Raw genomic sequence first — 18,426 nt, forward strand, 5'->3', positions numbered from 1 at the left:
TGCCGCGCCCGGCTGCCCAACCGCGGCGCCAATCCGCCCGCCAAACCGGACCGGTTTGCCCGCGCTCCCGTTTCCAGGTACCATACAGGAGAAGTCGGACGGGCTTCCCATCCGCGATGCGGGTGGCGGAGCCCGTCGCCGTGAATGAGAGCGGGAGGGTGCCCATCCATGAACATCCGCGTATTCGATACCCCGCACGACGCGGGCATCTATGTGGCCGCGCTCGCGGAACAGGTGATTCAATCACGGCCCGATCCGGTGCTCGGGCTGGCGACCGGATCGACGCCCATTCCTTTCTATGACGCCCTGGTCGGGCTGCATCGGTGCGGGCTCGATCTGTCCCACGTCACCACCATCAACCTGGACGAGTACATCGGCCTGCCGCCGACCCACGAGCAGAGCTACGCCCACTTCATGCACACGCATCTGTTCTCGCGCACCAACATCCGGTCCGAGAACATCCACATCCCGAACGGGATGGCGGACGATCTCGCGGCCGAATGCGCGCGCTACGACGACGTGATCCGCGCGCACCCGATACATCTGCAGATCCTCGGCATCGGGGTCAACGGCCATATCGGGTTCAACGAGCCGGACGACCTGCTGTTGTCCAAGACGCACGTGGTCGAACTGCGGCCGGAGACGGTGCGGAGCAACGCGCGCTTCTTCGAGCGCATCGAGGATGTGCCGCGGCGGGCCATCACGATGGGTGTGCAGGCCATCCTGCAGGCCGACCAGATTGTCCTGATGGCCTTCGGCCCGGAGAAGGCGGACATCATCGCACGCGCGGTGCTGGGCGAGGTGCGCACCGATGTGCCCGCGAGCATCCTGCAGTTGCACAAGCGGGTGACGGTGGTGCTCGATCGCGCCAGCGCGCAGGGCCTGTTCGACGAAGCGGGGCGGCTGCGGGCCAAGTGAGGCCCGCCCTGCCGCCGGGCCACCGTCACACCGCCGCCGGGACGTTCAGGACGCCGGCAGCGTGCTGCAGGTGCATGGCCCGCAGCAGGTTGGCGAACAGTTGCATGGTCGTCACCGCTCCCACGCCGCCGGGCGTGGGGGTGAGGGCCGCGACGATGGCCGCGGTCTCGGGCGAGACGTCGCCGACAATGCCGTCGTTCAACTCGTTGATGCCGGCGTCCACCACCACCAGGCCGGGGTGGACCATCTCCGGCCGGATGAGGCCCGCTTTCCCGACTGCGACGAAGGCGATGTCCGCCCGCTTCAGGTGCGGTGTCAAGTCCGGGGTTCCCGCGTGGCACGCTGTGACCGTCGCGCCTTCCCGGACCAGCAGGTGAAACAGCGGCATGCCGACCGTCTTCCCGCATCCGACGAGGGCCACGTGCCTGCCCGCCAGGGTGTAGCCGTAGTGCTTCAACAGGCGAATGCACGCCTGCGGCGTGGCGGGATAGATGCCCGGAGCGCCGGACACCGTCGCCATCTGATTGGCCGGCGTCAGGCCGTCCACATCCTTGATGGGGGACAGATGGCGGAGCGCCTCATCCGCGGACAGGTGCCCGGGCAGCGGAAGTTCCAGCATGACGCCGTGCACGGCGGGATCGCGGTTCAGGGATTGGATGCACTGAATGAGCTGGGCCTGGGTCACGTGGCCCGGGAGCGTGCGCACCTCGTACGCCACGCCCAGCTTCGCCGCCACGCGCCCCTTGGCGCGGGCGTAACAGAGAGAAGCGGGATCGCCTTCGACGAGCACGGTCACCATCCGCGGCGTGACGTCCCGCGTCCGCCAAGCCGCGATGTCTGCCTCCAGTTGCGCCCGCAGCGCGTCCGCCACCGGTTTTCCTCGAAGTTCCTTCGCCACCGTCGATCCGCTCCTTTCACGCCACTTCGCGACGCATTCCATGGTTGTCGGCTGGCCGCAAAAAGAGACCGCCCGGGATCCCCGGGACGGCCGGATTGTTCCGACGTCCACAGGTGCCCAGGCGGCCGGCATGTTCAACCCCGCACTCCCTCGTGGTGCTCCACGGTTCCGCCAGTCATGCGGGGGATTCGCATCGATTGTCTCACTCACGAGCATATCCCCGGCGGCCGGACCGGTCAAGAGGGAGATGGTACCGTCGCTCAGGTTGGCGCGGGCGGATGAGCGGACGGGCGGCAACACGGATTCGCAAAAAACCGTCTACTCCAATTGTATTAACTTGTTTACATGACTAATATAGAATACGTCTGTCCAGGGGGGTCGATCCTCTCCCGGTTGCATCCGCCCGGCGTGGCCGGGGGAGATGACGAAAGAGAAGGCATCGACGGTGTCGCCCGGGCATACGCGGAGGCGGCCCGGGCCATCACGGACGTGTGGGCGAGCGCGGAGTACCGGCGGACGTGGTGGTGGATCGGCGGGCAGATGCACCTGAGCTGGCGCTGGATCTACGTCATTGGCATCCTGCCCGCGCTGGTGGTGTTCCTCACTGCGCGCCGGATCCCGGAGTCACACCAGTGGACGCAGGCGCACCGGCGCGGCGAGTCCATCGCCCAGGTGTTGCGCGGCAAGTACGGCCGCCACTTGATTGTGGCCTTGTTGGTGTCCATCTCCATCACCGTCGGCTGGTGGGCCATCTCGTCCTGGGTGCCGTCGTACGTGTCGCAGATCGCGGCCAAGACCGGCGGGAACGCGGCGTATTACAGCGGCCTTGCGGGACTGTTGTACAACGCCGGCGAGATCGCCGGATGCATCCTGTTTGGCTTTTTGGCAGACTGGTGGGGGCGCAAGCCGACGGCGCTGGCGTTTTTCATCGGATCGCTGGTCATCACGCCGGTGGTGTTCCTGTGGGTGCACAACCTGGCGGCGGTGCTATGGCTGCAGTTGCTCAACGGGTTTCTGACGAGCGGCCTGTACTCGTGGTACACCATTCAGCCGCCGGAGCTGTTCCCTACGGCGGCGCGGGCGACGGCCATCTCGGTGATCTTCAACGGCGCCCGCTACCTGGCGATGTTTGGCCCCATCGTGGCGTCGGTGTTGATTCAGGCCTTTGGCGGCTACGGCCAGGCGGCGACGGTGTTCGGCTTGATCTACATCCTGGGCGCGGTGGCGGTGCTGCTGCTGCCGGAGACGCGCGGTCTGCCGCTGCCGGAGTGAGCCGCGGCCCACGGAGGCGATGTGGCCGCAGTGCGGCGTGACCGCGGGCCGCGTGGTTGGGAAGGCGCGGTCCGCGGCGCATGGGAGGAGGAGATGCAGATGGATCGCGTGTTGGTGACGGCGATGTCGCAGAGCGACCGGACCCTGCCGCTGTTGACCGGGTGGGTGCAGGTGCCCGGGTTCACCATCGATCCACAGCAGGCAACGGTGGAAGAGATTTTCTACCGCCAGCTCAACGACGCCCCCTACGAGGTGGCCGAGCTGTCGCTGGCGTCGTATCTGATTGCGCTGGGCCAAGGCGAGTCGCGGCTGACGGCGATCCCGGTGTTTCTGTCCCGGTCCTTTCGCCACAATGCCATCTACGTGCGCGCCGACAGCCCTTACCACCATCCGCGCGATCTCGCCGGCCGCCCGTTCGGCTTTCCGGAATTCCAGATGACGGCGGCGGTGTGGGTGCGCGGCATGTTCCGCCACCAGTATGGACTCGGCCCGAACGACCTGACCTGGGTGACGTACCGGCCGGAGCGAATTCCTGTGCAGACCCCGGCGCGGCGCGGGGAGAAGGCGGATCTCTTCACGGGGCTGCTCACCGGCGAGGTGGACGCGGTGATGTCGGCACGCCGGCCCCCGGCAGAGCACTTCTCGCCCGGCGGCGAGGGCGGCGCCATCCGGCGCCTCTTCCCGGACGCCTTCGCGGAAGAGCGTACATACTACCGCGAGACCGGGATCTTCCCCATCATGCACCTGGTTTCCATCCGCCGGGATGTGGCCGATGCGCACCCGGAGCTGCCGCGCCTGCTGTACGACACGCTCCTGTCGGTCAAGGAGCAGGCGGTGGCGTCGCTCCTGGAGACGGTCAAGCTGGAGGCGACCGCACCGTGGCTGGTGGAATCCGTTGAGGCGTCCGTGCGGGCCATGGGCGGAGACATCTGGCCATACGGCCTGGCGGCCAACTGGGCGCAGGTGGAGACGTTCATGCAGTACCTGGTGGAGGACGGCTTGCTCGCGCGGCCCCTGCCGCCGGAGGCGGTGTTCCACCCGTCGGTGCTGGACACGTGAAGCGCGCATCGCGAGGAGTGTGACGACGCGACGCCTTGGCGCGGTTCGACCAGGAGGTGCTCGGACCTGGCGCCCGCTGGCGCGACGGGGTGGCAGAAGCGGACGGGAACGTGTACGATTTGGCTGAATTGGCTCGCCTGTACCGCGTGCGGCACGCGGGCGACGTGCTGGAGGCGCGCGCATCGTACACGCCGGACACTGACTTTCCGGACAAGTCTTTCTACGGCAACCCGTCGCCGGCCTATCCGTTCGCGGCGCACGTGGCGGAAGTGGCTATCGATCTGGTGCCGGCCGCGGTCGCCAACGCCATCGCGCACGCTCGGCGTCCGCGGGAAGGCGTTGCCGCTCACTGGAGAAGTTCTCTGGCGTGCGCTGCGGGACGGCGAGCGTGCTCATCTGCGCGTCCGCGAACGGGATCGGCAAGGGGATGAAGCCGCGTCCGGCGCAGACGAGCACCACTCCGCAGCAGACGCCGAGTAGCACGAACGGGGGGATACGGATGCAATGCTATACAGCGGACGTGCTGGTGATTGGCGCGGGCGCGGCGGGGCTGATGGCCGCCCGGGCGGCGAGCGACGCCGGGGCGTCCGTTTTGTTGGTCGATAAGAGCCTCATTGGGCGCGGCGGGGCCACGGTGCTGGCGCAGATGACGGTCGCCGTCGCCTTGGGCGAGGCGGAGCCGGACAGCCCGGAGATCCACTTCGAGGACACGATGGCCGGCGGCCGCGGTCTGTCGGTGCCCGAGATCGTGCGGGTGATTGTGGAGCGCGGGCCGGAGGTCATCCTCGAAGTGGAGAAGTACGGGGTGAATTGGGCGCGCACACCCGACGGAAAGCACGCGCAGGTGGTGGCGCCGGGACACTCCAGGCGCCGTTGCGTGTACGTCGACATCCTCAACACCGGCGGGGCCACGTCGGCCGGCCTGCGGCGGGCGACGTTCCGTGACCCGAACATCCGCCGCTTGAAAAACGTGATGATCACGCGCCTGGTCAAGCAGGACGGGGCGGTCACCGGCGCGGCCGGATTCGCCATCGAGACGCTCGAGCCGGTGAGTTTGGCCGCGCCGCGGGTGGTGATTGCCACCGGAGGGCTCACCGAGGTGTACGAGCGCAACAGCGCGTCGGCCAACATGACGGGCGACGGTTTTGTGCTGGCGGCCGAGGCGGGCGCGGTGCTGCGCGACATGGAGATGGTGCAGTTCTTCCCCATCGCGCACCTGTACCCGCCGCTGGTTGGGCTCGATCCCATCATGTGGGACCCGTTCCGCTACAAGCTGGGGGGCCGGCTGCTCAACGGACAGGGCGAGGAGTTCATGCACCGCTACACCGGCGAGGTGGCGGGCCAGTACACCTCGGCGCGCGACCAGACGACGCTCGCAATCTTCGAAGAGGTCAAGGCCGGGCGGGGATCGCCGCACGGCGGCGCGTACCTCGACTTCCGCATGGTGCCTGAGGACAAGCTGCGCGAGGCGTTCGGGCCCGCGATCGGGATTTTGAAGGACAACGGGATCAATCTCACGACGGACATGGTGGAGGTCGCCCCGATGGCGCACTTCCACATCGGCGGCATTCAGGTGACGCCGGCGATGGAGACGACGGTGCCGGGGCTGTTGGCGTGCGGCGAGGTGATCCACGGCATGCACGGGGCCAACCGCCTCTCGGGCAACGCCATCACGGAGGCGTTGGTGACGGGCCGGGTAGCCGGCGAGACGGCGGCAAAGGCGCGCGGCACCCGGGTGGACGAGTCGGCGGTACGGCGGGCGGCCGAAGCGGAGTGGGAGCGGCTGCAGGCGTTCTGGCATCCGCGGGCGGTCCGTCAGGATGACGCCTCGATGATGGGACTCAAGCGGGAACTGCAGCGGGTGATGTGGGAGGACGCGGGCCCGCTGCGCACGGAGGAGCAGCTTCGGCGGGCGTTAGCTCGGGTGCGTGACTTGGCATCCACCTGCCGAAATGCGGCTTTGACGCGGGAGCCCCGGTTCCCGTTGCAGTTGGTGGAGAAGATGGAACTCGACCGGATGCTGCAGGTCAGCGAGGCGATTGTGCTGGGGGCGCTGGAGCGGCGCGAGACGCGCGGGGCGCATGTGCGGCTCGATCACGACGAAACCTGGGACACTCCGAAGAGCACGGCCTTGACGTACGAAGAGGGCGCGGGCTGGCGCTTGGATTGGGTAGTACAATAAGGGGGAATGCGGCATGGCGGTGGTCAGGCTGCGGGTGGTCCGCGGCAACCCGGAGGCGGGCCAGCAGGTGGCCGAGTACGAGGTCCCGTACTGGCAGGGGATGAGCGTGTTGGACGCGGTCCTGTGGGTGCGGGCGAACCAGGACCCGACCCTGGCGGCGCGTTACTCGTGCAGGTCTGCGAACGCGTGCAAGGAGTGCTCGGCCCAGATTGACGGCAAGGTGGGCTACATGTGCAGCACGAAGGCCAAGCCGGATGCGACGGTTGAACTGGCTCCGGTGGGTGGCCGCAACTGGATCCGCGACCTGGTGACGGAGTTGGATTGAGGCGCGGGTGCCGGTGGGGCAGTCTGGCGGGGCGGGCCGGCGGATCGACGGGTGGCGGAGCCACGTCCATACAGCAGAGGAGGTTGACGGGATGTACAGGTTGGACATGAATTGCGACCTCGGGGAGAGCTTCGGGGCGTACAAACTGGGCAATGACGAGCAGATCCTCGACGTGGTGACGTCGTGCAACATCGCCTGCGGCTTTCACGCCGGGGATGCGGCGACGATGCGCAAGACGGTGGCGATGGCGCTGGAGAAGGGCGTGGCCATCGGTGCGCACCCGGGGCTGCAGGATTTGGTGGGCTTTGGCCGGCGCAACATGGACATCTCGCCGCAGGAGGCGCACGACATCGTGGTCTACCAGATCGGCGCCCTGTACGGGTTCGTGCGCGCCCAGGGCGGCAAGATGCAGCATGTGAAGGCGCACGGGGCGCTGTACAACATGGCGGCGGTCAACGCCGGTTTGGCGGAGGCCATCGCGGAGGCGGTGTACAAGGTCGATCCGGAGCTCATCCTGTTTGGCCTCTCCGGCAGCGAGCTGATCCGGGCGGGGCAGAAGATTGGGCTGCGGACGGCGAGCGAGGTGTTTGCGGATCGGACGTATCAAGAGAATGGCACGCTCACGCCTCGCCGCCGGCCGGACGCGATGATTGAGGACACCGACAAGGCGGTGGCACAGGTCATCCGCATGGTCAAGGAGGGCAAGGTCCGGTCCCAGCAGGGCGTGGACGTCGCCATCCAGGCGGACACGGTGTGCATCCACGGCGATGGTCCGCACGCCCTCGAATTCGCGCGCCACATCCGGCAGGCGCTGACGGACGCCGGAATCACGGTGCAGGCGGTCGGCCGCTCCGCATAAGCGGGGCGGCTTCTTTAATCACGACGGACTCATCCCCAACAGCTCTGCATACCGCTCGTACAGTTCCTGCCAACCGTATTTGACAGCATTATGTCCCACCATGGAGGGCATCTTTTTGCCCGCCAGTGTTCCGGCAAGGCCGTCAAGACAAAGGTGCCATCCCGCCGCGTAGGAGGGTGCCGGCTGACGATCTGCGAAACGGTGACGAAGAACCAGGAGGGTTTTATCTCCCTCGCTGCTCAGTTCCCATCGCAGGATGTCAGCACCCCATCTCAACACGAGCAGGCCCGGTGCGTTGACTTCCAGGACATCTCCCTGTCTCTCATCGGCCTCGGGCATGTCGATGTGTGCCAGTCGTACCGGTCCGGGCGTCGTCAGATCTCTGTCGGTGGTGAACGGTGCCCAACGGGGGATCTGTTCGGCCTGGGTCAGTGCAGCCCACACCGCCTCCATCGGATGCTCCAGCATCCGCTCGAGCACAAGGACCCAGTCGCCGCCGTCACGGAAGAGACGGGGATTTCCTGAAACGTTTGAACTCAATTTGAGGTTCCCTCCCGTAACCTTTTTCTGTGGTCGAGGTGCTCGGCCAGGGCGTCCACATGCTGATTCCACCTCATCCGATAGGCACTCAACCACTCGTCGATTTCCGCGAGTGGTTCGGCATTCAGAGAATAGATGCGACGCTGGGCCTCGACCCGGACCTGTACAAGACCACTTTCGCGGAGCGTTCGAAGGTGTTTGGATCCCACATTTCGCACCCAGATATATCCTTACGGCTGGAAATCAAGCAGTTGTGTGAGGTATTGCATCGGGGACACAGGGACAAGGAAATGATTGGTGTAATGAAAGCGCGATCTTTCCAAGTTCTGATCGCATCTGGAAACCACGGGCGCGCCGAGGCTTTGGCCGCTCAGGCGATTTTTTGAACCTCGGCGTAGATGCTCAAATCCATACCCAGAAGCTTTAACACCCGCTCTATCTGTGGGTCATGTGGTCTGACCGGCGTCCGGTGCCATACCCCTCCCATTTTGACTTGGACAGTGGCCATCTCGTCCAACATCTCGAGGATCGATAAGCCCGTCGGCCGAAAGCTCCTGCGTTTGCCAGGCAGAAGCAAGGGCTCTTGCTCGGATTTCATCCGCTCCCGGATCACATACTCCAGCGCACTGTACAGCAACAACGACATGAGCATCACAAACCCGAATGCCTTGACCCGGGTCGGTTTGTGCAGGAAGACGGGCCCCACGTGGTACGGGGCTTTCAGGTAACGAAAGCGGGCCTCAACCTCGTGCTGCTCTTTGTAAAGTCGCAGGATCTGTTCGTCTGGTACCCGTTGGTCATCACGAATATCCGTGATTAGTACAAACGTGGATTCTCGCTCCCGCCAAGCTTGTACTTGTTCTTCTTCCGGCGGGAGTATCTGCACGTCCACACGGTACTGCGTCCGTACCGGAGGTGCGGGGTCATCCTTGCGCGGTCGACCGCGACGGGCCCGTTTCTCTTGTACCTGCTCAGAGTGTACGCTTGTCTGCAGCCGGTGCAGCGTACCGCGGTGCTCGTGTACGAACGCGTCGGCTGCCATCTGCGCGTCTTGTTCACAACTGTAGACGTTCTTGCCAAGGAGCTTGGCTGCCTTCTGCAACTCTTTCTGTTCCTGTTCCAGGACGCTGTCCAGTTTGTGCTCCTTTCGCGCATCCAGGCTCGATGAGCGGACGACCACAAACCGGTACGTCCGACCATACAGTTCTCTGCGGAAGGACTGGATCTTGTACGTCACTCCATCCCGCGCCTCTGCAAGACAGCCGACCTCTTGCCATTTGTTTTCCCTCTGCCATGCCGCATGCTTGAGCTGCTCGGACAGCTTGTACGTCCCTGGCAGGCGGGAGATGAAGTGGACATTCTCGTCCGCAAGCAGTTGCAGATTCTCCTTGGTCACCATCGCCGCGTCCGCGACATACACGCCTGTTTCGCGCATTTGGGGATCCAGTTGGGTCAGCATTTTTTGGATCGTCTCATGGTTCCAGGTGTGGTCATCCAGGTTCCCAGGGTTCACGTTCGCACAGACCCCGATTCCGCGAACGGTACACAGTCCGAACACGATCTGCTTGAGGTCCGGCCGATTGTCCTTCGAAAAACCACGGTCAATGCGAAACTCGCTCTGGTCAGGATACTCCCCGGTCAGCGAAAGCGAGGTCGTGTCTGCGTGGATCGCGAACAGCTCATCTGGATTGATGACCCGCAGCTTTCGCAACGTATGCATGGCAATGGTGGTGTACAGTTCCTCCAAGCCCGCCTCGTACAGGCTGTCCAGGGCACGAGCCAAGGCGTCATCATTGAGGTCACTGGCCGATACGCCTTCACCGAGCAGGACCTCCACGTCGCGTTTGGCGTAAAACTCCTCGACACGGTAGAGGGCCGTGCGATCCGTGCCGATGTTGATGAGCAACGCCTTGACGCGCAACCACACGGGCAGCTTGTAGGGGCCCGGTGCCACTCTCTGGTGAATGATAGGACCCCAGCCCAGTTCGTCGAACATCCTGGCGATCACGGGGCCTGATCCCATGGGGAACGTACGAATATCCTGGAACAATTGGAAGTCCTCCTGCCGACGGATTGCCGAGAAAGAGCATTCCACATCCAGGGCCTAAATCCCTCCCAAAAAATGATCAGCGCCCCCATCAGGGGCGCGAAATGTGGGTTGGATATCAAGGGCTGTGACAAACCGAGATCCCTGGCCAGCTCAGACACGCTGGAGTCGGACTGTAACAGCCGGTCCAGAATGCGTCGGCGGGAAGGCTCTGCAATCACGGCGTAGGTGTCCAGCACGGCTCCTCTCCGTCCTTCCTTCAGGAGGTATTATGAACTACTGGTTATATAACTGTCAATGTATATGCGAAACGAGGGGAAGTGTTGGAAGAATCCCCGGAATAATAAAGGGGATGTAACCTCCTTCCGATTTTCGCAATCTTGCAACATATCACCTGCCAACGTATGATAGAGAAGGAATGTAATAGACCGGAAGCCGAGGTGCGCAAGAACATCCGCCCAAGACGGGCATCCACCACCACGGCGTTCGGGCAGAGGAGGAAACCGGGGGATGAACATCACACGCATTGGTCAGGCCACTGCTGCGGCGTTGGCAGGCGCCTTCACGGTGGTCGCTCCGGCGGTCGTGTCGGGGTCAGGGATACTCGCCCAGGCCATCGCGTCCGCGGCCGTCCAACAGCCCCAGGAGGGCGTTCTGGTCGCGCTCGGCGACTCCATCACGTTTGGCTACAATCTCACGGACACCAGCGGCAACACCAGGCCATCGCATTCGGCGTTCCCATACCTCATCGGGCGAGACACCGGCTACACCATCTCCGATCTGGGCGTCCCCGGCTGGACCTCCGACGACCTGCGCGTCGCCCTCGGGACCCCAAACTTTGCGCGGGCCGTGCAGGGCGCCACTGCGATCACGCTGGACATCGGCAGCAACGACCTCCTCCGCCTGGCCGGGCAGATGCACCTGCTCGACGCGGCTCAGAAGGATCCGACCGCGCCTGTCACCGTGACGCCGGAACAGCAGGCCGAGTTCACCCAGGCCATCCAGCAGTTCGGCGTCAACCTGACCAGCATCCTGACCACCCTGCGCAGCCAGACGCAGGCTCCCATCGTCCTGTACAATCTCTACAATCTCTACAATCCGTTCCCGCCCGGGACCGGCTTGAACACCGTGACCGAACAGTTTGAACAAGCCGAGAACGCCATTATCGCCAAGGCCGCCCAATCCGTACCGAGGGTTGCCCTCGCCGACGTGCACACGGCGTTCGCCGGCAAGCAGACCGAGTACGTACGGGTGGCGCAGGGCGACGTGCACCCCACCGCCTCCGGGCAGGCGGTTCTCGCCCAGGCCGGAGAGTCAGCCCTGCGGGCGCTCGGGGCGTTCGGTCCCGGATCGAGTGAAGGATCCGGCGGCAGCTCCAACGGGACTTCCAACGGGGCCCGCCCGAACGGGCCGGTGCAGTTGATCGCGGGAACCGTCTCCCCCGCAGGCAGCACCCTCTCGGGCACTCTCAATGGCAGCCGCGTGAGCTTGACCGTGCCGGCCAGCGCGATCGCCCTGGGCAGCGAGGCCGACGTCACCAGCGGGCCGGCCACCGCCGTCGCGCCATTGTTGTCCAGCCGGCAGAGGGCCATTGCGGAGGTCGGCGTCAACTTCATGTCCTTCGTCACCTTCCAGAAACCGTACACGCTCACCGTCGAAAATCCCGCCATCCCCCCGGGCGCGGCGGTGTTTCAGATCACCGGTGACGTGCTGACTCCGGTGGCAGGGGCCAAGGTCACTGCCGGAAAAGCCGTCATTCCCGGCAAAGCCGGCGCGGACTACGTCATCGTGGCTCCGGTGGCGCAGACGGTGCCCGGCGGCACATCTCCTGTGACCGGACTGCCGTTGTGGCCGGACCTCGGCTTGGCCATCCTGCTCGTCGGCGGCGGGATCGGTTTGGTGGCTGCCAGCCGCCGGCAGCGCGCGTGAGCAGGGGAGGGAAGAGGCGTGGTTTGGCGCATGGGCTTGCGGGCCTCCCTGCGGCGAAGGGGCATCGGAGCCGCAGCGTGGCGAACGGAGCTCGGGCGATGGGTGTGGTGCAGACGTATCGGGACTGTCGCAGGCATGGGTCTGATCGCGGCGGGCCTGGCCGTGGCCGCGCAGCCCCTCTGGGTGTACGTCGAGACGAAGCTCCACGGCGCCTCCCTTCTGGAGCAGGCGGAGGCCATGGGAACTTCCCCGGTGCAACCGGCGGACGGCGGCCCGAACGGCGTGGCGGCGCACGGTACCGGCGCCGCACTTCCCGCCGCCGTCCCCATGACCACGACCCTGCCCCTGGCCGCACCCGGACCAGGCCGGCTGATCGGCGGGATCGCCATTCCATCCCTGTCGATCACGGTGCCCCTCCTGGAAGGCACCGACGACGCCGAGCTCAACGCCGGCGCCGGTCACTTGACCGGCAGCGCCATGCCCGGGGAGGCGGGGGTCAGCGTGATCGCGGCGCACAACGCCACCTGGTTCCGCCATCTCGACGCGCTGCGGCCCGGGGCCGAGGTGACGGTGTGGACGGCCGGCGGCCGGTGGGTGTACCAGGTCACCGGCAGCCGCGTCGTACGCACCGGCGATCCGCTGATGAACACCGCGCTCCCCACACTGGTCCTTGAGACGTGCTATCCCCTCGACGCTCTCTACCTGACGCAGGAGCGCTACCTCGTCAGCGCGTCCCTGGTGCGGGTGGAACAGACCGGCGATCGTGCGGCCGGCGGATCCCCAGCCAGCGCACCACCGCCCGGGGCCGCTTCAGGCCCGGCCGGCGGCGCACCGGATGCCACGGGATCCACCGCGGTGGCCGAGTGGCCTCCGGCAGACGATCCGTACCGCGCCGTGGTCCCGGCCGACCTCGCCCGCGAGGGCCTGACCCTGTCCGCCAACGGCCTGCCGATGGGCCACCTGCGATACACCGGCCATCCCTCCGCCGCTTTCATTGCGAGTGAGCGGCCCCTGTCTGCCGTCAACACGCTGGTGCAGCTGACGATGGCGTACGTGCACGCCAGCGCCGAAGGCAAGCGGGAGGATCTGCAGCGGCTGTTGGCGGGCGCCGAGATGGGAAATCCGCTCTTCGGCCATTCCCTCAGCGACCTCCAGTACACCGGCTCGTTCGAGGTGACCCTGGGGGTGGAGGGGGAACGCCTGCAGTCCGCCGCCGCGTCCGTAGAGCTGACGATTGCGGGCCAGCGCTGGACCCTGCACGTCGCCGCGTCGGTCGACGCGCACGGAGTCATGCGCCTCGGTCAGCTCATATGGGACGCCTCTTGACCACGCGAGGGGCACTGAGGCCTTACTCCGTTCCCGTGGCAAAGTGCGCCTTTGTCACCTGATGCAGTTGTTCCAGGTTGGGCACGAACTGGTCGTTGCGCTGGCCCAGGATGTCGTCGTACAACGAGTGGGATTCGCCTTCGACCTGGTAGTAGTGGACTTGGGTGTCGAGATCGACGCTGCGTGCCGCCAGCGCGAGGCTGAGGATGTCGTCGTTCGACATGTTCGTCGCGATGAGAAAGTCCGGCAAGCGCTGGATGAACTCCGGCAAGTGCACGATTCCGCTCGGCCGCAGGAGCGCGCGGGCAATGCCCTTGAGCGCCTCCTCCTGCAGCTTCTGGCGGCTGAAGTCGCCCTGCGGCAGGGAATCCCGTTCATGGACCACCTCGGTGACCATCTTCCCGTCCAGGGTGTGCAGCCCTTTTCGGATCACCTTGCCCCGGTCCTCCGGATACCAGGGATGGGTCAACCGCACATCGAACGGCACGTTCATCTCGATGCCGCCCACCGCGTCCACCAGACTCTGCAGGCCCCAGTAGTTCGTCACCGCGTAGTAGTTGACGTTGACGCCCGTGAGTTTCTCCACCGCCGCCACCGCCCGCTCGATGCCCGGGATCTTTCCCAGTTCCGCTTGCGCCACGTACTGCACGCTGGTCAGTTTCGTGTAGCCATGGCCGTCCATGTACACGCGGGTGTCGCGCGGGATGCTGAGTACGTTGAACCGTGTGTCCCGCAGGTCCACGTGCACCAGGAGCAGCGAGTCGGAGTGCCCGGCGGCGTCGCCCGGTCGCTGGTCCGACCCGACGAGCAGCACGTTGAAAGAAGCCTGTGATGGCACCTCCGGCGGACCGTTGACCACCGGCACCGTCTGAAAGTGATACATCGGCCGCAGGGTGTAATACTTGTATCCGCCGAACGCCGCCACCGCGGCGACGGACAGGCAAATGAGGATGGCGAGGGCGCGCAGCGCCGGGTGCACCCGGGCGCTGCCACCGGGATGGGAAGGTCCGCGCATGTCGTCCATACGTCCTCCTGGCGGGTTGAGCCGCGTCCGGGACCCAAGCGGGTTCGGGCAGACCGGGAGCGGCGCTCGTCTCTGCTTACATCATATCCATCGCTTACAGGATATCCAGCGGCGCTGGCAAATACGAACCGGATGTGCGTCCCTGGCGGACGGACTCTTCTTGGGTTACCATGAATTCGTGCAAAAAAGGATTGGGATACGCGTCCCAGCCGGACGGGGATCCGGCGTGGAGGACGCGCACGTGAGGAGGCGTGTCCGTGCACACCATCGACGTTTCATCGGCCGTCTCCGCCATCGCGGAGCAGTTGGTAGCATGGCGGCGGCATCTGCATGAAAACCCCGAGCTCTCGTTCCAGGAGGTGGAGACCTCCCGGTTTGTGCATGATCAACTGGCTGCCATGGGATACACCGAGATTGAGCGACCGACCCCGACCAGCGTCGTGGCCCGGCTGCGCGGCGCGAAGCCGGGCAAGACCCTCGCCATTCGCGCCGACATGGACGCGCTGCCGATTGAGGAGGAGAACACCTTCCCGTACCGGTCCAAGCGCCCGGGTGTGATGCACGCCTGTGGCCATGACGGCCACACCGCGATGCTACTCGGGACCGCGAAGATCCTGATGGAGCACCGCGACGCTCTGCAGGGGGAGGTTCGCTTCCTCTTCCAGCATGCGGAGGAGCAGTTCCCGGGCGGGGCTCAGGAGATGGTCAAGGCGGGCGTGTTGGACGGGGTCGATCTCGTCATCGGCACCCACCTGGCGGCCCAGTTCCCGACCGGCAAGATCGGGGTGCGCGCGGGGGCCGTGACGGCGGCGCCCGACGTGTTCCGCATCCGCGTGCGCGGCCGCGGCGGCCACGGCGCGATGCCGCACGAGACGGTCGATCCGATTGTCATCGGCGCGCAGATTGTCAACACGTTTCAACACATCGTCAGCCGTTTCACGGATCCGCTCGACAAGCTGGTGGTCAGCGTCTGCGAATTCCACGCGGGCACCGCCGACAGCATCATCCCCGACATGGCCGAATTGGTCGGCACCGTGCGCTCGCTCAACCCGGCGCTGCGCGATGAGGTCCCGGCGCAGATGCGCCGCCTGCTCGACGGTCTCGAGGTGATGTACGGGGCGAAAATCGAGTTCGAATACGAGCGAGGCTACGCTTCCGTCGTTAACGACGCGGAACTCACCGCCCGTATGCGCGCCATCGCGGAGCAGGTGGTGGGGGCGGACAACGTGATCGACATGGATCCCCTGATGGTCGGCGAGGACTTTTCCGCCTTCGCCGAACGGGTGCCGGGCTGCTACTTCTACACAGGCAGCGCCAACCCGGCGCTCGCGTCGGACTTTCCGCATCATCACCCGCGCTTCACCATCGACGAGGCGGCGCTGCAAAACGGGGTGGCGATGTTCGTGACCGCGGCGTTGGCGTTTCTCGGCTGAGGTGAAAAACGCCATCGAGAGGGAACCGGGCGCCGGAACGTGCGTGGAGGTCGGGTTTCCCGCCGGCTCACTGGCGGTTCGCGCGCAGGTGCCCGGGGAGTCCGCTGCGCAGCCATCCCAGGGCCCACGCCAGCCCGCAGCCAGCCAGCAGGGCGAAAGACGGCATCAGGGGGTAGCGGAACCGGTCCCACGCGGGAAAGGCGATGAAGACGAGCGAGTTGTACACCACGTAGGTGAACGGCAACAGGAGGGTCCGCCAACCGGTGAAACGGACCCGGATTAAGCCCATCACGCCCAAGGCGCACAACGCCATGAAGATCCAGTACCCTGCGTTGCAGATGAGGTTCCAGGCCCACACCACGCCTCCGTCGTGGGACACCATGTGAAAGGTGTACCAGACCGCGTTGACGTCGTCCTTGTACAAATCGGTGATCTTGATGAGTCCGTGGTAGAGCCAGATGACCGGATGGGCGGTGATGTATTGCAGGGCCGCCTGTTTGCCGATCTCATCTTGCAGGACTTCGTCGCCGTGGGCGGCCAATAACGGGTTTTCCCAGAAATTCCAGCTCCAGTAGTAGCCGCCGTCAATGTGTGTGCCCTGCCACAGGTTGACGCCGCCGTTGGTCGATATCAGGATGAAATGGCCCATCTTCAGGGCGTTTCGCACCGTCACCGGCAAGATGGCCACGCCCATGGCCGCGGCGGTGGCCAGCACGCGCCACCCCGCCGTCCGCCACGAACGGCGGCGGATCCATCGCTCGTACACGAAGAGCGCGGCAGGGAACAGAACCGGAATCGGCCGGACGATGCAACTGAGTCCAAGCGCGGCCCCGGCGGCGAACACCCAGCCCGCAGCCTGGCGCCCGGAGGCCCGGTCGCTTCGCAGGTACAACGACAGCCAGAGCATCAGGAGCACGGTGAACAGCTCCTCCGAGCCCAACACCGCGTTCCACAGGATGTGGCTCGGCAGCAGCGTGTACAGCAACGCGGCGGTGGCCGCGATGCGCTGCGACGAAAACACCTGCAGGGCGACGAGGTATACCAGGACGACAATCACGATGCTCAGGACCGCGTTCGTCACCAACCCCGCCGTGATGTGGGGCCCGGTCAGGCGCAGGATCAGAGACAAAAACAGCGGCCAGCCGATGGGCCAGTAGGCCGTGAAATGCCCGTTCCACACGTAACCCTTGCCCTCGGCCAGTTCGGCCGCTCGCGTGAAATACCAGTCGAAGTCGCCGTACTGTGGCGGATGCATGTACAACAGCCACACGGTCCGCACCATGATGTTCAAGGCAACCAGTCCGCCGAGGACACGCCAATGGACTCGCCCTTCCGGGGGGGTTCCCCGGAGGAGCGCATCGGGCCCAACCATGGCCATGGATTCATCCGCTCCTTCTTTCCAGGGGATCCCCTGGTCACTCGTGGGTGATGCGCACCCGTTGGCGGCGCAATTGCCGCCCCTCTTCATCATGGGGTGTCCACGTCCAGCGGTTGTTGGCTGTGAACGTCCAACCGGTCGCCACCACGATGCCGGTCCACTGTCCGATGAGCGGTGGCCAGTGCAGCCAGAGGAACAACTGCACGAAGAGCGCGGTCACGGCGATCCCGCTGGCGGACACCAAGGCGAACAACGGCGCCTGCAGCGCCCGCCGCCACCGCACCGGGTGGGCATGGGCACGCCAGGTGACGCGATCATTCCACAAAAAGTTGTGCGCCATCGCCACCAGCGACGCGATGACGGAGGAGAGGGTCGCATGCAGATGCAAGCCGTACAGGAGGAGGCTCATGACCGCGGTGTTGACGACGACCCCGAGCGAACCGACCATGCAGTACACGTAGAAACGCCGGTCCTCCGGGCTGCTCCAGACCAGGCGGGCGACGTGGCGAAGATAATTCCACTGTTCCGCCAGGCTCATCTTCGATTCGCCCGCTTCGCGCGCCACAAACGCGTACGGGATCTCGTGCACCGTCTCGTAGCGGCCCTTGACCAGGACTTCCATCAGGATTTTCCATCCGATGGGATCGAGTTCGACCCCGTCGATGACGTCCCGGCGCAGGCCGAAGTAACCCCCCGTGCAGTCCGAGATCCCGCGCAGGCGGCGCACCGCCAGGCGGCCGATGGTGCGGGCGGTCCAGGACACCCACTTGCGGAATACATTCAGTCCCCCGTCGGAACCGCCCGGGACGAAACGGCTTGGGATGACGATGTCAATGCCTTCGTTCAACCGGGAGAGGATGGTGGGCAACAGCTCCGGCGGATGTTGGAGGTCTGCGTCCATGACGACGATGTACCGGCCGCGGCTACGGCGAAAGCCCTCCACGACGGCGGTCGCCAGACCGCGGCCCCCCTCCCGGTGCACATAATGCACGCGGGGATCCGACTGCGCCAGCTCGGCCAACACCTGCGGGGTGTCGTCCCGGCTGTCGTCGATGAACCAAATTTCATAGGGCTCGTCCACGCCCTCCAGGGCCTTGTGGATTCGCCGCGTGATGGTGCGTACGTTCTCCCGCTCGTTGAACGTCGGGATGACGATGCTCAGGTGCATGGCAAAAGTGCCTCATTTCCACCGTTGTATGGTAAGATCACGGAGATCGCGTCTATTATACCACCGGC

At 65.4% G+C, this 18,426-nt stretch carries 18 protein-coding genes and 1 riboswitch; of the genes, 11 read left to right on the top strand and 7 right to left on the bottom strand.

All coding sequences use genetic code 11. The features are described from left to right. Positions 1-168: 168 nt before the first annotated feature. Entirely contained in the window at positions 169-918 is a 750-nt protein-coding gene (gene nagB, locus BM357_RS13035) for a glucosamine-6-phosphate deaminase (RefSeq protein ID WP_074954183.1), read from the top strand. Positions 919-943: 25 nt separating this feature from the next. Here nagB and BM357_RS13040 read toward each other — a convergent pair whose 3' ends face one another. Then, the gene (locus tag BM357_RS13040; protein WP_074954372.1) at positions 944-1,816 is read right to left on the bottom strand and encodes a bifunctional 5,10-methylenetetrahydrofolate dehydrogenase/5,10-methenyltetrahydrofolate cyclohydrolase; all 873 of its coding nucleotides are present in this window, start codon (positions 1,814-1,816) and stop codon (positions 944-946) included. Positions 1,817-1,924: 108 nt separating this feature from the next. Beyond that, a riboswitch (ZMP/ZTP riboswitch) is annotated at positions 1,925-2,005 on the bottom strand. 204 nt (positions 2,006-2,209) lie between these two features. Here BM357_RS13040 and BM357_RS13045 point away from each other — a divergent pair. The 6 genes from BM357_RS13045 to BM357_RS13070 all read left to right on the top strand — a co-directional run bounded on the left by BM357_RS13045 (position 2,210) and on the right by BM357_RS13070 (position 7,513). Further along, the gene (locus tag BM357_RS13045) at positions 2,210-3,088 is read left to right on the top strand and encodes an MFS transporter (protein WP_074954186.1); all 879 of its coding nucleotides are present in this window, start codon (positions 2,210-2,212) and stop codon (positions 3,086-3,088) included. Between the two features lie 99 nt (positions 3,089-3,187). Next, positions 3,188-4,147 carry a substrate-binding domain-containing protein gene (locus BM357_RS13050; RefSeq protein WP_074954189.1) on the top strand — a complete coding sequence of 320 codons (960 nt, stop codon included), beginning with the start codon at positions 3,188-3,190 and terminating at the stop codon, positions 4,145-4,147. Between the two features lie 35 nt (positions 4,148-4,182). Further along, positions 4,183-4,578, top strand: a complete 396-nt coding sequence (locus BM357_RS13055) for a xanthine dehydrogenase family protein molybdopterin-binding subunit (RefSeq protein WP_074954192.1) — start codon at positions 4,183-4,185, stop codon at positions 4,576-4,578. A 68-nt stretch (positions 4,579-4,646) separates the two neighbouring features. Beyond that, on the top strand, positions 4,647-6,329 hold the full coding sequence (locus tag BM357_RS13060; RefSeq protein ID WP_074954195.1) for an FAD-binding protein: 1,683 nt from the start codon (positions 4,647-4,649) through the stop codon (positions 6,327-6,329). Positions 6,330-6,342: 13 nt separating this feature from the next. Beyond that, complete coding sequence (locus BM357_RS13065; protein ID WP_074954198.1) at positions 6,343-6,654, top strand: 2Fe-2S iron-sulfur cluster-binding protein; 312 nt, start codon at positions 6,343-6,345, stop codon at positions 6,652-6,654. A gap of 91 nt (positions 6,655-6,745) precedes the next feature. Further along, positions 6,746-7,513 (top strand): LamB/YcsF family protein, encoded by a 768-nt coding sequence (locus BM357_RS13070; protein ID WP_074954201.1) that lies wholly within the window; start codon positions 6,746-6,748, stop codon positions 7,511-7,513. Between the two features lie 18 nt (positions 7,514-7,531). Here the strand turns inward: BM357_RS13070 and BM357_RS13075 are convergent, their stop codons facing one another. Then, positions 7,532-7,993, bottom strand: coding sequence for an SRPBCC domain-containing protein (locus BM357_RS13075; protein WP_139234721.1), 462 nt, complete (start codon positions 7,991-7,993; stop codon positions 7,532-7,534). Positions 7,994-8,112: 119 nt separating this feature from the next. Between BM357_RS13075 and BM357_RS19910 the strand changes: the two genes are divergently transcribed. Next, positions 8,113-8,439 carry a hypothetical protein gene (locus BM357_RS19910; RefSeq protein WP_175511531.1) on the top strand — a complete coding sequence of 109 codons (327 nt, stop codon included), beginning with the start codon at positions 8,113-8,115 and terminating at the stop codon, positions 8,437-8,439. On the opposite strand, the gene BM357_RS13085 is transcribed toward BM357_RS19910, so the two are convergent. Beyond that, positions 8,424-10,076: an IS1634 family transposase gene (locus BM357_RS13085; RefSeq protein ID WP_074954210.1), complete on the bottom strand. Its 1,653-nt coding sequence runs from the start codon at positions 10,074-10,076 to the stop codon at positions 8,424-8,426. The genes BM357_RS19910 and BM357_RS13085 overlap by 16 nt on opposite strands. Continuing rightward, a complete protein-coding gene (locus BM357_RS20745) occupies positions 10,058-10,339 on the bottom strand; it encodes an ArsR family transcriptional regulator (RefSeq protein ID WP_074954213.1) in 282 nt (93 codons plus the stop codon). Before BM357_RS20745 ends, BM357_RS13085 begins: the two co-directional genes overlap by 19 nt. Before the next feature lie 271 nt (positions 10,340-10,610). On the opposite strand from BM357_RS20745, the gene BM357_RS13095 reads away from it, so the two are divergent. Both BM357_RS13095 and BM357_RS13100 read left to right on the top strand, forming a co-directional pair. Beyond that, the gene (locus BM357_RS13095; RefSeq protein ID WP_074954216.1) at positions 10,611-12,029 is read left to right on the top strand and encodes a GDSL-type esterase/lipase family protein; all 1,419 of its coding nucleotides are present in this window, start codon (positions 10,611-10,613) and stop codon (positions 12,027-12,029) included. 18 nt (positions 12,030-12,047) lie between these two features. After that, on the top strand, positions 12,048-13,355 hold the full coding sequence (locus BM357_RS13100; RefSeq protein WP_074954219.1) for a class D sortase: 1,308 nt from the start codon (positions 12,048-12,050) through the stop codon (positions 13,353-13,355). A gap of 22 nt (positions 13,356-13,377) precedes the next feature. On the opposite strand, the gene BM357_RS13105 is transcribed toward BM357_RS13100, so the two are convergent. After that, positions 13,378-14,370 (bottom strand): LCP family protein, encoded by a 993-nt coding sequence (locus BM357_RS13105; RefSeq protein WP_083430504.1) that lies wholly within the window; start codon positions 14,368-14,370, stop codon positions 13,378-13,380. Positions 14,371-14,636: 266 nt separating this feature from the next. Between BM357_RS13105 and BM357_RS13110 the strand changes: the two genes are divergently transcribed. Next, on the top strand, positions 14,637-15,812 hold the full coding sequence (locus tag BM357_RS13110; RefSeq protein WP_074954225.1) for an amidohydrolase: 1,176 nt from the start codon (positions 14,637-14,639) through the stop codon (positions 15,810-15,812). 67 nt (positions 15,813-15,879) lie between these two features. Here BM357_RS13110 and BM357_RS13115 read toward each other — a convergent pair whose 3' ends face one another. Together BM357_RS13115 and BM357_RS13120 are read right to left on the bottom strand one after the other, a co-directional pair. Continuing rightward, entirely contained in the window at positions 15,880-17,094 is a 1,215-nt protein-coding gene (locus BM357_RS13115; protein WP_245783995.1) for a glycosyltransferase family 39 protein, read from the bottom strand. 133 nt (positions 17,095-17,227) lie between these two features. Beyond that, positions 17,228-18,358: a glycosyltransferase gene (locus tag BM357_RS13120; protein ID WP_074954231.1), complete on the bottom strand. Its 1,131-nt coding sequence runs from the start codon at positions 18,356-18,358 to the stop codon at positions 17,228-17,230. Between the last annotated feature and the right edge of the window lie 68 nt (positions 18,359-18,426).

Source organism: Paenalicyclobacillus macrosporangiidus (assembly GCF_900116805.1).
In the GTDB taxonomy this organism is placed as follows: Bacteria; Bacillota; Bacilli; order Alicyclobacillales; family Alicyclobacillaceae; genus Alicyclobacillus_H; species Alicyclobacillus_H macrosporangiidus.